We start from the raw sequence: 13,306 nt of genomic DNA, 5'->3' as shown, positions 1-13,306 counted from the left end.
AAAAACAGGGCTTTTTCCCAATTCTAAAATTATCTTTATATCCTCCCTTACTTAACAAATATTAACCCATGAGTCCACAAAAATACCAGGTGATAGGTTTGATGTCTGGCACTTCAGGCGATGGATTGGACATTGCATTTTGCGAATTCCAAAAAGAAGACGCTTGGTCATTTCAGATTATTCAGGCTGAGACTATTCCTTTTCCGGAGGATTTGGTCAAAAACCTGATGAATTCACATTTGCTTCCAGCTTTAGACTTAAGTCTCCTGGATGTGGAATTTGGAAAATGGATGGGTGAGCAGGTAAAAGAATTTTGCAATAGACATCAGTATTCACCCCTAGCTGTCTGTTCCCATGGTCATACCGTATTTCATCAGCCTCAAAAGGGACTTAGTCTTCAAATCGGGAATGGATGGGCATTGCAAGCTGCATGTGGATTGAAAGTCATCAATGATTTTCGAATGAAAGATGTACAACTAGGAGGGCAAGGAGCACCTTTGGTCCCAATTGGCGACCAAGAACTCTTTTCTGATAAAGATTTCTGCATCAATCTTGGAGGGATTTCCAATATCAGCATGGCGTATCAAGGCAAAAGGATTGCTTTCGATATCAGTCCATTTAATATTCTTCTAAATCCGATTGCCCAAAAATTAGGTGCTCCCTATGATGATCAGGGAATTTGGGCTTCAGAAGGTCTAATTCAAAGCCAACTATTTGATCTACTGAACGAATTGCCATTTTATCGAAAGTCAGGAGCCAAATCATTGGGAAGAGAGGACATGGAAAATGATTTCATCCCATTGATTGAGAGTTATGAAGCTTCAGAAAAAGATAAGCTATCGACATTAGTTGAGCATTATGCATTTCAAATAGCCAAGACTATTCAAGAAAAAACTGAAATAGAAAAGCCTTCCGTCCTTATCACTGGCGGGGGAGCTTATAACTCATACTTTATAGAAAGATTGGACTACCATCTTCAAGGCAAATGGAATTTTTCTCCCGCAAATAAAAAGCTGATCGAATTTAAGGAGGCTTTGATTTTTGCGTTTTTGGGTTTGTTGAGAATCTTAGAGCAAGACAATTGTCTAGCATCTGTTACAGGAGCCAGCAGAAATTCCAGTGGGGGTGTGATTTACGAATAAATACGTTCAAGCTTCAAACTAGGAGAGGCTGGATATTTTTCTATTTTTGCCTGCATATAAACCCAAAATCTACATGCAGGAATTACTAAAAAAGTTTGAAAACCGAAAACCTGAAATCACATTTGAATGGTCAGATTCAGAGTCTGAGGCAGAAGGATGGGTGGTCATCAACTCACTCAGAGGGGGAGCAGCAGGAGGCGGAACCAGAATGCGTAAGGGACTGGACAAGAGAGAGGTAGAATCTTTGGCTAAGACCATGGAAGTCAAATTCACTGTTTCTGGACCAGCGATCGGAGGAGCAAAATCCGGGATCAATTTCGACCCTAATGATCCTAGAAAAGATGAGGTTCTAAGAAGGTGGTACAAGGCAGTCACCCCTCTATTAAAAAATTACTATGGTACGGGAGGAGATCTCAATGTGGATGAAATCCATGAGGTAATTCCGATAACAGAATCATTTGGAATCTGGCATCCCCAAGAAGGAATCGTGAATGGACATTTCCATGCCACTGAACCTGAAAAAATCAAAAAACTCGGCCAGTTAAGACAAGGAGTTGCCAAAGTTTTGGAAGATCCTCACTATACCCCGAATGGTCCTAAAAAATACACTGTAGCCGACATGATCACTGGCTTTGGTGTAGCTGAGGCAGTAAGACATTATTACAAAATCTGGGGCGGTGAGCTAAAAGGAAAAAGAGCTGTCATCCAAGGTTGGGGAAATGTTGGAGCTGCTGCAGCCTGTTTCTTAGCAGTGGAAGGTGTCAAAATTGTCGGAATCATAGACCGAGATGGTGGACTAATCAATCAAAATGGCTTCACCCTAGATGAAGTCAGGGAATTGTTTGTCACCAGGAATGGCAATAAATTAGTTTCCCCAGATTTGATTCCTTTTGATGAAATCAATCAAAAAATCTGGGATTTGGAAAGTGAAATTTTCATCCCTGCTGCGGCTTCTAGGCTTATCACCCGTGAGCAATCAGAAAGAATGATCAAAGCAGGACTTGAAGTGATTTCTTGCGGTGCGAATGTGCCTTTTGCAGATCCTGAGATTTTCTTTGGACCTATCGGCACCTGGACTGATCAGCAAGTTTCTGTAATTCCTGACTTTGTTGCGAACTGCGGAATGGCAAGAGTTTTCGCCTACCTCATGAGCTCCAAGGCGGAAGTCACTGATCAAGCGATTTTCAAAGATGTGAGCAAGACCATTGAGAAAGCCCTGAAAAAGACCCATTCAGAAAATCCGTCCAAGACAAACATAGCTGAAAGCTCCTTTAAAATAGCTTTGGATCAACTCGTGTAAAACCATTCTAAAGCTTTGCCCGGTAGATATTAATTTTTGATTAATTCATCCGGGCAGCTTTTTCTAGTTGTGCCATTTCGAACAAAATCTGTAGTTTAGCAAAACACAATTGTCGAGCCAACTACCAACAAAAATTTGTATAATTCAACCGAAAAGATTACCCGGCATACCCAATAACAGAATATGAAGAACTATATATTTGGCATTTCAATACTTTTCGGAATTTTATTTTTTACCGGAATCCAAGCTACCGAAAGTATGGCTATGGAAACCGCAAATTCGAGTACCCTAATTGCCCAGGCTGATCATGATCAAGAGGAAAGCCATGACTCTCCAGAGATGCATGCTGATGCGGATCATGGAGAGGAAGAGCATCATACTCCTCCGGCATGGTTGGTTATTCCATTCGTTGCACTACTATTGATGATCGCAACAGGGCCATTATTCTATGAACATTTCTGGCATCACAATTACCCTAAAATCGCGGTTGGTTTGGCCATTATGGTGGTCCTATATTATTTATTTGTCTTAGGAAACGTACATGCTCCAGTCCATGCCCTGGCAGAGTATGTCCAATTTATAGCCCTTCTCGCATCACTTTACATCGCCTCAGGTGGTATTTTGATTGAAATTGACAAGAAAGCCACCCCAATGGCAAATGTGACTTTGTTATTAATTGGTGCTTTGATCTCCAACTTGATCGGTACAACAGGGGCTTCCATGCTATTGATCCGCCCATTCATCCGATTGAACAAAGGAAACATTCAAGCTTACCATATCATTTTCTTCATCTTTATGGTGAGTAATGTCGGCGGCTCTTTGACGCCTATTGGCGATCCTCCGCTATTCCTTGGTTTTTTGAAGGGGATACCATTCTTCTGGACATTAGAACACAACTGGCCAGCATGGATTTTTGCTTTGGGAGTTTTGGCAATTGTATTCTACTTTATTGACAAAAAATTCGGAAAAGCTGCCGATGATGCTGAGTTGGAACCGGTGACTTATACCAATAAATTCTCCATGATTGGCATCAAGAATTTTGGTTGGTTATTCATTGTAATTTGCTCCGTATTCTTGGATCCAAATGTGATAGAATGGGTTCCAGCCATCCATTATGATGGACAGAAGTTCTCTTTCCTGCGAGAGGTAATAATGCTTTCTGTGGCCTTCTTCTCTTACAAGTTTGCAGATCAAAGAGCTATTAAAGGAAATGAATTCAACTTTGAGCCAATCCGCGAGGTTGCTTTTATTTTCATCGGTATTTTCGGTACGATGATGCCAGCGTTGGAACTAGTTGGAAATTTTGCCAAATCTCCAGAAGGGGCTGCTATGATCACACATAATACCTTGTATTGGGGAACTGGTACTTTATCAGGGTTCTTGGACAATGCACCAACTTATCTAAACTTCTTAGCTGCAGCGATGGCTTCTAAAGGTGCTTCTATCAATAATATTGAAGAAGTTAGACAGTTTGCAGCTGACGGCTTCCATGATTCAGCCTTTGAATTGATGGCTATTGCTGTGGCATCCGTATTCTTTGGTGCTATGACCTACATCGGAAATGGTCCAAACTTCATGGTTAAATCCATTGCAGAGCAAAGTGGAATCAAGATGCCATCTTTCTTTGGATACATCATCCGATTCTCACTTCCGATCTTACTTCCACTTCTATTCTTGGTGTGGCTAGTATTCTTTGCTTTCGCCTAAAGCTTTCACAATTTCATATTGAGGACAATCGATCTGGTGATCATTCACTAGACCGGTTGCCTGCATATGAGCATAAACCGTAGTAGAGCCCAAAAATTTAAATCCTCTTTTCTTTAAGTCCTTTGCCAATTTATCTGACTCCGGAGTGGTAGCAGGAGCAGTTTTGTAATTTTCCCATTCATTTTGGATAGGCTTTCCACCAACAAAAGACCAGATATAGTTTGAAAAGGAGCCGAACTCTTTTTGCACTTCCATAAAACGCTTGGCATTATTGATGGCTGCATTAATCTTCAATTTGTTCCTTACAATCCCTGGATCCTGCAGCAACTCTTCCGCTTTTTCTTCAGAAAATCGGGCCACTTTTTCATAGTCAAAATCGGCAAAAGCCTTTCGATAACCATCTCTCTTTCTTAGGATTGTCGACCAACTTAAACCCGCTTGGGCAGACTCTAAAATCAAAAATTCGAAATGCACTCTGTCGTCATGAACTGGCACTCCCCATTCTTCATCGTGGTACTGGATATATTCGTCAAAGCCCAGACACCATCCACATCTTTTCTCTTCTTTCATTTCCATTTAAAAAGCTTTTGGAATTAAATGTAGGGAAAATTGGGAATTGGAATTTGGTCCAATTATTTTTTGCGTCTCAAAGTGTCCCAAAAATATGATTGCAACCTCTTTCCTTGAGATCAGCTCCAACGCTTACCGTCAAAACATACGATATATTCGAAAAGAAATTGGGCCCAAACCCACCATTTCGGCCGTAGTCAAAGGAAATGCCTATGGACATGGAATTGCCCAAATGGTTGAGATAGCAGAAAAAGCTGGCATTCGACATTTTAGTACGTTTAGTTCGGATGAAGCTTGGATGGTAAAGAAAAATTCAACCAAACAATCTGAAATTATGATTCTGGGGATGCTTTACGAGGAAGAACTAGAAGATCTGATTAATGCAGGTATCAGCTTTTATGTTTTCGATTTTGGGAGATTGGAAAAAGCGATAGAAATCTCAGAAAGGATTGGAGTTTCTGCTAAAATCCATGTGGAAGTGGAAACGGGATTTCATCGGACAGGATTTGATTGGGAGCAAAGAGAAAAATTGGTGGAAACTCTTCAAAATGGGAAAAACCATGTCATTTTAGAAGGACTTTGCACGCATTATGCAGGAGCAGAAAGCGTCAGCAATTTCGTCAGAGTAAAAAATCAGATTTCTGTCTATTACGATTTCAAAAACTATCTTTCTGAACACAATCTTTTCTTTCGAAAGTATCATACAGCTTGTTCAGCAGCAACCTTGATTTTCCCTGAAACTATCATGGATATGGTTCGAATCGGGATCGCTGGCTATGGGTTTTGGCCTACTAAAGAAACTTACTTTGCAAAGCTCAAAGACTTACCCAAAACCAATAAAAACCCTCTCAAACGTCTGATCACTTGGAAAAGCCAAGTGATGAGTCTCAAGAAAGTGAAAATGGGCGAGTTTGTAGGTTATGGGAACAGCTTTATGGCTTTACATAACATGAACCTGGCTATCGTTCCCGTCGGATATGGACATGGCTATAGCAGGTTACTTTCCAATTCTGGTCAGGTACTAATTGGAGGTCAATATTGTCAAGTCGTAGGCACAGTCACCATGAATGCCATTGCTGTGGATATCACCAAGGTTAAAAATATTCAGGTTGGAGATGAGGTGGTGATGATCGGAAGCCAAAAGAATAAAGAAATTACCGTAGCATCATTCTCAGAATCGACCCAACAAGTGAACTACGAGCTCTTAACACGTCTTCCTCAGGATATTCCGAGAAGGATCATTCAATAAAAAATTACTGTCTTGTTATTTACGACGAGGACCTTTCGATCCAAATGGTATTTGATTGCCTTTGAAAGCACGACCTTTTCTACATCCTGACCTATTTGAACCAATTCCGGGATGGTATTGTGATGCCTTACTCTCGCCACATCCTGCTCAATAATTGGTCCCGCATCCAATTCTTCCGTCACATAGTGAGCTGTAGCACCTATGATTTTCACACCTCTTTCATAGGCTGCATGATAGGGTTTTGCGCCAACAAATGCCGGTAGAAAAGAGTGATGAATATTGATGATACGATTCGGAAACTGCTCAATCAATTTACCCGAAAGAATCTGCATATAGCGGGCAAGAACTATAAAATCGATTTTATTTTCTTCCAAAAGCTCCTGTTGCCGAGCTTCCACTTCGGCCTTGTTTTCTTTGCTAACTGGCAAATGAATATATGGTATCCCAAATGACTCAACGACTTGTTTTAAGTCAGGATGATTTGAAATCACCAATGGAATCTCCATATCCAATTGGCCGGCATGATGCCTCGCCAAAATATCAAATAGACAATGGGATAATTTGCTGACGAACAAAGCCATTCTCGGCCTAGGAAAATTGAAATGAAGCTTAAATTCCATTCCAAACGAAGCCCCAACTTCCTCCTCAAATCTGGAAGCAATTTCATCTTTTGGCAAAGACAAACTTTCAACCTCCCAGGCTGCCCGCATAAAGAACATCCCCATCTCCTCATCCACATGTTGATCGACTTCTAGGATGTTTCCATCATACTTAAATAAAAATTGAGAAACAGCAGCAACTATACCCTTTTGATCGGGACACTGAATGATAAGGATTGCCTTTTTCATGTTATTTCATTTTATGAGGGGCATGAAATTTTTTATTCGTTCCAAATTTTCCACGCAGCTTCAGCTTGTAAGATTAACATTTCCAGTCCATTCTTGGCTTTTCCACCACGATCCAAACAAGCTTGCATCAAAGCAGTTGTAGGTGGATTATACACCAAATCATAAACCCAATGCTCAGCAGTAAATTGATCAACTGGAAGATCGGGAATTCCTTCCACCTTCGGATAAGTCCCCAAAGGAGTACAGTTGATGATCAATTTATAATTTTCTAGTATGGCAGAATCTTCTTGAATTTGTTGATAGGAGATTTGATGGTTTCCTGGAGTTCTGGAAACGTACAAAAAATCAATTTTCAAATCTCTCAATGCCTGAACCACAGCTTTGGAAGCACCACCAGTACCCAAAACCAAAGCTTTCACTTTGGAATTTCCCAGCCAAGCCGTCAGAGACTCTTTAAAGCCTATATAATCAGTATTATAGCCCTTCAACTTGCCATCTTGGACTTTGATGCAATTAACAGCACCAATGGTTTCACAAGCTGGGTCCAATTCGGACATCATAGGGATTACATCCTGTTTGTAGGGGATCGTCACATTGATTCCTTCCAAATCAGGATTTTCATCCAAAATGGATTTCAATTTATCGGCTGAAGGGATTTCATACAAATCGTATTGACAGCCAGAGATTCCTTCTTTTTCAAACTTCTCAGTGAAATACTTCTTGGAAAAAGAATGCCCCAAAGGAAAACCGATCAATCCGAACTTTCTCATTTCTTCTTAAAATAATCCGCCAACAAATCTATTCCAACCACTAGCAAAATACCTCCTAAAAACCCAGCAATCGCTAATCCTAAGTTCGGTTCTTCACCAACTTTTTGGAGATAATCGGATGGCCAAAGATTTTCAGTCAAAAATGGCTTCTGCTCTCCAGAAGAGGAGGTTCTATACTGAGTGACAATTTTCCAAGGCCAAAGTTTATTGATGGATCCAAGCATAAAGCCTGAAAGCAAACCAATAGTTGTGGCATAAAACTTCTTCAACAAGAAAGAAATCAATCTGCTGAATGACAAGATTCCGACGATACATCCCGAAGCAAAGACTCCCAAAGTCACAATGTCTTTTTCAGAAACTGCTTCCAGAATCATCTCATATTTTCCTAAAATCAATAAGAGAAAACTCCCACTGATACCGGGCAGGATCATGGCGCAAATGGCAATCGCACCAGCCACAAAAGTGAACCAAATAGCATCTGGAGAACTGGTTGGGGGTAAACTAGTTACCCACCAAGCGATAATTATTCCCAAAATCAGCGCAACTACAACTCCCAAATGCCATCTTTTGATTTCTTTAAGAATAATAAAGGCACTGACCAAAATCAGCCCACAGAAAAAGGACCAAAGTGGAATCGGATGCTCATCCATCAAATAGGTTATCAGCTTCGATAGGGTAAAAACCGAAGTCATAATCCCCAAAAGAAGACTTAGAAGGAAAGAGCCATTGACAGCTTTAAAAAACTTTTTGAATTCAAGCTTTAGAAGAAGGGAAAGGTTCTCCCCATTGATAGAGTTGATACTATCCAGTAGGCGCTGATAAATTCCTGTGATCAGCGCGATGGAACCACCGGAAACCCCAGGAACAATATCGGCAGCTCCCATTGCCATTCCCTTCAGATAAGTGAGCAAATAGTTCTTAATCCTATCCATAAGACAAAAATAAAGGCTGACCGAGAATCAATCGATCAGCCTAAAAGTGTGTGGTATTTCTTATAATTTAATTTCTCCCAAGAAGTGATCAAAAGTATCTCCCCTCAAGCCCAAACGGATGGTTTCCAAAGGAATTACTTCCGATGGAGAAATATTTCCCAAGTTCACATTGGCTCCTAGCAATTTAATAAACCAAACCTGCTGTGATTTGATTGGAGCTTCCCAAATGATTCTTTCTTCAGGAACTTGAGTCAAAATCTCTTCTACCAATCCTTGTCTTACCTCACCTGAATCTCTGAAAAGACCTACATTTCCACCTTCACGGGCTTCACCGATTACTTTCCAAGCACCTGCAGCCAATTCAGTCTGCATTTGCTCGATCCATTTATAAGGAGGGATGATTTTCGCTGCATCTTTGGAACCCACTTCCGAAAGAACAGTCACCTGCTCAGAAAGAGTGGAAATAAATTCACATTTTTTATCATGATTAAGTGAAATAGAGCCATCAGAAACCTCTGCAAACTCCAATTTGAACTTATCAAGAACTTTTCGGTAGTCATCAAACTGACCTCTTACGATAAAAGCTTCAAACAAAGTTCCCCCAAAGTAAACAGGGATTCCTGCGTCTTTATAGATGGCAATTTTTTCCTTGAGATTTTTGGTCACATAGGACGTTGCCCAGCCAAGTTTAACAATATCTACGTAATCCGCGCAGCTTTCTACAAAATCCTCTACTCCTCTGAGGCTGAGACCTTTGTCCATCGCCATAGTAAATCCCGAGGTACGTGGCTTCTCAGTACGCACTGGGATATTCTTTAGCACATAATTCATTCGATTGATTTTAAAATTTAGGGCAATAATTTATCGTCCCGATACTGAGCAATCAGTTTGTAAATAGCCTTTTGCTGCTTGAGCTCCGGCATCAAATCATACAAAACTGTATGCCTATCGAAATCCAAAGTTAAAGCATTTTCCAAATAAGAAAACGCTTCTTTGTATTTGCCCAGCTTGATCTGGTAAACAACCATGCGATAATAGAGCTCGGCCTCCTCCGGAAGCTCCTCAATTCCTTCACCGATTACATCCACAGCCTCCTCAAATCTGTTCTGATCAAAATAAATCACAGATAGATTCACATAGGTCTCCATGATGCCTGGTTCTAGGTTGATAGCCTCTTCATAGGCTTCAGAACTCGACTGCAGATTTCCCAAATTAAATTCAGCATCTGCCAATCCAACCCAATAATTCGGATTTTCTTTGCTCAGATTAATCGCTTTTTTGAAATAATGTATCGCCTCAAAATATTTTTCCTTTTTGAGCATACACATACCCAGTCCAAACCAGGCATCGTCATACTCTTCATCCAGTTTTGCGGACTTTTTGAAATATTTGAAAGCATCATCAATTTTGCCCAATTTTTCATAGGCCGCTCCCATATAGCAGCAGTTTTCTGCGTTGGCGCCTTCGCAATTGATTGTATTTTGATAGGCTTCCAAAGCCAAATCATATTGCTTGGTATTCATCAGGGCATTCCCCAAATTGAAATAAGCAGAAGCAAATGACTCGTCTATGATAATAGCATAATCATAGGCTTTTATAGCATCTTCATATCTCCCGAGGCGATTGTAGACAACTCCCAAATTATACCATGCTCCGGCACTATAAGGATCCTGGTCAATAAACTCCTGGTAGAAATGCAGAATTTCATCAAAAGACCCCTCTTCTTCAGTGATCATCGCCAACTGAAAAAGGGCATCTTCGTGATTGATTCTGATTTTCACTGCCTCTTTGAAATAGTGGCTGGCTTTGTCATTGTCTCCTTTGGCTCTGAAAAGATTTCCCAAAGAATAAAATACCTCAGCCTGATCTTCCGCTAATGGAAGAAATCTCTCCAACAATTCAATCCCTTCCTGAGGACTTCCTGCCAAAATATAAGCATTGGCCAAAGCCAGAATAATCTCCTCATTATTTGGAGAAATATTATTCAGGTTTTCAAGAATCGTCAATCCTTCATCCAGTTCGTCATTGAAAATAAGACACTGAGCCATCAGCAACTTAATTTCCACTGAAAAAGGGAATTTTTCCAAGGCAAATTCGGACGCTCTTAAAGCTTTCAGAAACTTTTGCTGATCAAAGTAGAATCGGATGATGTCTTCCAGTTCCTCTTCATCGAAGAATAAATCCAGATTGGATTTAAGGGAATTTTCAAAACGCTCAACGAGCTTTTTGTCTTCTTCCCAGTCGTGATCGTGATCTCCGGTCATTCGAATAGGTTAAGGTTTACTTAAGATACCAAATATTATGGTCTCTCAAAACGCTGATTTGTTAATTTTTTCAATAAATAATCAACGGGTAATTCCAGCGAAAATGGATAACGATTTCGGTTTAAAATAAGTTTACTTAGCCCAAAGAAAGGTTTCTTGAAGGGGACGATATTGAAAGTTCAAGAGCTCAGTCACTTTCGTATTATCGTATGAGATCTTTTGGGAGGAAATAATAGCAGTTTTTTTATTCAAAGGATTTTTGCTCAAACCCAAAAAGCGACTTATACCGGCAAACCAAACTGCCAAATTTAAAAGGAAGCCGGTTGCTTTTTTTGAAGGTGCCTTTTTCCCAAAAACCTTTGCCATTTGCTGAAAAAAGTCGAAATAGGGAATACTGCCGGCATTCAGAATAAAGCGATCTCCCCATACTCCTTTTTCATAGAGCTTTCGGGTCAGTTCCACTGCATCTCGGACATCCAGAAAGTTTACATTGCCGACGGGAAAATATTTATGCTCCTCAAGCACATAATCATAAATTGTGGTGCTGCTTCTTTCATCTTCTATTTTTCCCAAGAGAATAGATGGATTGACAACGATCAACTCAATTCCTTCTTGCTCGCCGCGCCAAGCTTCCAGCTCTCCACAATATTTTGATACCGCATATTCAGTATTGAGGGACGATTCTACCCATTTGAATTTTTCATCAATGTTTTTTGCTTCGGAACTTCTCCCTATAGCTGCTACAGAGGAAATATGAATAAGCTTTTTGATACCTGCAGCTAGCATAGCATCTATCAGGTTTGCAGTCCCTTTGACATTCACTTGATACAATTCATTGGAATCATTGGGAGAAAAAGAAACCATTCCGGCAGCATGGATCACCAAATCCATTCCTTGTAAGGCAGTTTCTAAAGAATCGAAATCACTCAAATCTCCATCATGCCATTGAATCGGAAAATCAGCTTGATCTAAAAGCCGAGTTGATGAACCTGCTCTTTTCAGACCATGGATTTCTCCCAAAGAAGAAAATTCCTTCGCCAAATAACTGCCAAATAAGCCAGTGATGCCGGTTATCAAGATTTTCATAGATCCTTAGAGGGAAGAGTTTTTCCAGATTTTTTCTCTGATACGATTATAATTTCTGGATTTGGGTAAAGTCTCAAGCATATCTAGGTATCGAGGATTATGGCAATCCGTTCCAAAGAACTGCACGTTCCCTTTTTCAAGTAAAACCTCAGCAAAATCCTTCACTTGTTTGGAGTAAAACCCAGTTAAAGACAGAAGGTTTATCTGAAAAATGGTATTTCTCTCGATCAGGTCTTCCTGCAATTTTTTATCCGCCAAGAGATATTGATATCGCTCTGGATGTGCAAATACGGGTTTAAAACCTGCCATTTCTAGTTGGAAAAAAGTCTCCAACAGCATCTGTGGACGGTTAATAAAACCAGTCTCAACCAATATATAATTGTCCCCAAATGTCAGAAGCTCCCCACCATTTTTGACTTTATCCAAAAAGATCTCATCCATGTAATACTCAGCCGCTGCGTCAATCTCCACAGGAATTCCTTCTCTTTGAACCGCTTTTCTCAAGTCTTCCAAACCCATGCGGATGATCTCCGGAGTATTTCGATAATACTCAGACATGATATGAGGAGTGGTGATGATTTTCTTCAACCCATAGGAACTTAGCCTTTGAATCAATTCCAGAGATTCTTCCATTGACTTGGAACCATCGTCGATACCTGGTATCAGGTGTGAATGCATGTCCACTTCCAACCAACTCAGGTCCAAATCTTCTATGATTTCGGGTTTTTTCTTAAAAAGATCAAATAGGCCCATTTACAATCCTCCTCCACTTTGATTTTTAAATTCCTCCAAAGTCGGCCAAAGCTGGTCTTTCTCTGAAAGAATGGGATTTTCAACTTCCCAGTCAATATTTAATGCCGGATCATTCCAGAGAATGCCTCCTTCACTTTCACGGTTGTAATAATTCGAACATTTGTAAGCAAAAACAGCATCCTCCAAAACCGAAAATCCATGAGCGAACCCGACTGGGATATACAGCAAATTATGCTTTTTGGAATCTAGAATCACGGAAAATGATTTCCCAAAAGTGGAAGAATCTTTCCTTAAATCCACCACAACATCTTTCACAATTCCCTGAATCACACGGACTAATTTTGCCTGCGCAAAGGGAACTCTTTGGAAGTGAAGCCCTCTGACAGTCCCTTTTTGAGAAAAGGATTGATTATCTTGGATCCAACCATGGGAGATCCCTTTTGAATTAAACCAATCTTCACGATAAGACTCAAAGAAATAGCCTCTGGAATCATCAAAGACTTTTGGGTGAATTTCTAATACGCCGGAAATATCTGTTTCCGAAATCAGGGCCATAAGAGCTAAAATTTGTCAATCCGACAAAATAACTACTAGCCCAAAGACAATCCTAATCTAAATTGAGGAAATATGTCGAACTTTGTCCTTTCAAGCCTCAATTTTATTAGTAAAGCCCTTAAAAGGAAAC

At 40.2% G+C, this 13,306-nt stretch carries 13 protein-coding genes; 4 read left to right on the top strand and 9 right to left on the bottom strand.

The genetic code is table 11. The annotated features are described in order from the left end of the window. Positions 1-68 precede the first annotated feature (68 nt). The 3 genes from O0V13_RS02805 to O0V13_RS02795 all read left to right on the top strand — a co-directional run bounded on the left by O0V13_RS02805 (position 69) and on the right by O0V13_RS02795 (position 4,149). Entirely contained in the window at positions 69-1,142 is a 1,074-nt protein-coding gene (locus O0V13_RS02805; RefSeq protein ID WP_268033468.1) for an anhydro-N-acetylmuramic acid kinase, read from the top strand. Positions 1,143-1,215: 73 nt separating this feature from the next. Further along, complete coding sequence (locus tag O0V13_RS02800) at positions 1,216-2,442, top strand: Glu/Leu/Phe/Val dehydrogenase dimerization domain-containing protein (RefSeq protein WP_268033467.1); 1,227 nt, start codon at positions 1,216-1,218, stop codon at positions 2,440-2,442. 264 nt (positions 2,443-2,706) lie between these two features. Continuing rightward, the gene (locus tag O0V13_RS02795) at positions 2,707-4,149 is read left to right on the top strand and encodes a sodium:proton antiporter (RefSeq protein WP_442780907.1); all 1,443 of its coding nucleotides are present in this window, start codon (positions 2,707-2,709) and stop codon (positions 4,147-4,149) included. Here the strand turns inward: O0V13_RS02795 and O0V13_RS02790 are convergent. Next, positions 4,126-4,725, bottom strand: coding sequence for a DNA-3-methyladenine glycosylase I (locus tag O0V13_RS02790; protein ID WP_442780906.1), 600 nt, complete (start codon positions 4,723-4,725; stop codon positions 4,126-4,128). The two genes, O0V13_RS02795 and O0V13_RS02790, sit on opposite strands and share 24 nt — an antisense overlap. Positions 4,726-4,813: 88 nt before the next feature. Between O0V13_RS02790 and alr the strand changes: the two genes are divergently transcribed. Next, positions 4,814-5,968, top strand: coding sequence for an alanine racemase (alr, locus tag O0V13_RS02785; protein ID WP_268033465.1), 1,155 nt, complete (start codon positions 4,814-4,816; stop codon positions 5,966-5,968). Here alr and purU read toward each other — a convergent pair. The 8 genes from purU to rfbC form a co-directional block, all read right to left on the bottom strand. Continuing rightward, complete coding sequence (gene purU / locus O0V13_RS02780; protein ID WP_268033464.1) at positions 5,962-6,816, bottom strand: formyltetrahydrofolate deformylase; 855 nt, start codon at positions 6,814-6,816, stop codon at positions 5,962-5,964. The genes alr and purU overlap by 7 nt on opposite strands. Positions 6,817-6,848: 32 nt before the next feature. Beyond that, positions 6,849-7,586 carry a shikimate dehydrogenase family protein gene (locus O0V13_RS02775; RefSeq protein ID WP_268033463.1) on the bottom strand — a complete coding sequence of 246 codons (738 nt, stop codon included), beginning with the start codon at positions 7,584-7,586 and terminating at the stop codon, positions 6,849-6,851. Continuing rightward, positions 7,583-8,518 carry a DUF368 domain-containing protein gene (locus O0V13_RS02770; RefSeq protein ID WP_268033462.1) on the bottom strand — a complete coding sequence of 312 codons (936 nt, stop codon included), beginning with the start codon at positions 8,516-8,518 and terminating at the stop codon, positions 7,583-7,585. Before O0V13_RS02770 ends, O0V13_RS02775 begins: the two co-directional genes overlap by 4 nt. Positions 8,519-8,578: 60 nt before the next feature. Beyond that, the gene (locus tag O0V13_RS02765; RefSeq protein ID WP_268033461.1) at positions 8,579-9,349 is read right to left on the bottom strand and encodes a phosphosulfolactate synthase; all 771 of its coding nucleotides are present in this window, start codon (positions 9,347-9,349) and stop codon (positions 8,579-8,581) included. 17 nt (positions 9,350-9,366) lie between these two features. After that, positions 9,367-10,782, bottom strand: coding sequence for a tetratricopeptide repeat protein (locus O0V13_RS02760; protein ID WP_268033460.1), 1,416 nt, complete (start codon positions 10,780-10,782; stop codon positions 9,367-9,369). Positions 10,783-10,914: 132 nt separating this feature from the next. Continuing rightward, the gene (locus O0V13_RS02755) at positions 10,915-11,868 is read right to left on the bottom strand and encodes an NAD-dependent epimerase/dehydratase family protein (RefSeq protein ID WP_268033459.1); all 954 of its coding nucleotides are present in this window, start codon (positions 11,866-11,868) and stop codon (positions 10,915-10,917) included. Positions 11,869-11,874: 6 nt separating this feature from the next. After that, entirely contained in the window at positions 11,875-12,621 is a 747-nt protein-coding gene (locus tag O0V13_RS02750; RefSeq protein WP_268033458.1) for a tyrosine-protein phosphatase, read from the bottom strand. Next, a complete protein-coding gene (rfbC, locus tag O0V13_RS02745) occupies positions 12,622-13,176 on the bottom strand; it encodes a dTDP-4-dehydrorhamnose 3,5-epimerase (RefSeq protein ID WP_268033457.1) in 555 nt (184 codons plus the stop codon). Between the last annotated feature and the right edge of the window lie 130 nt (positions 13,177-13,306).

Origin of the sequence: Algoriphagus sp. PAP.12, assembly GCF_026652115.1 — a bacterium.
Lineage (GTDB): Bacteria > Bacteroidota > Bacteroidia > Cytophagales > Cyclobacteriaceae > Algoriphagus.
This window is presented reverse-complemented; position numbering and strand designations above follow the sequence as displayed.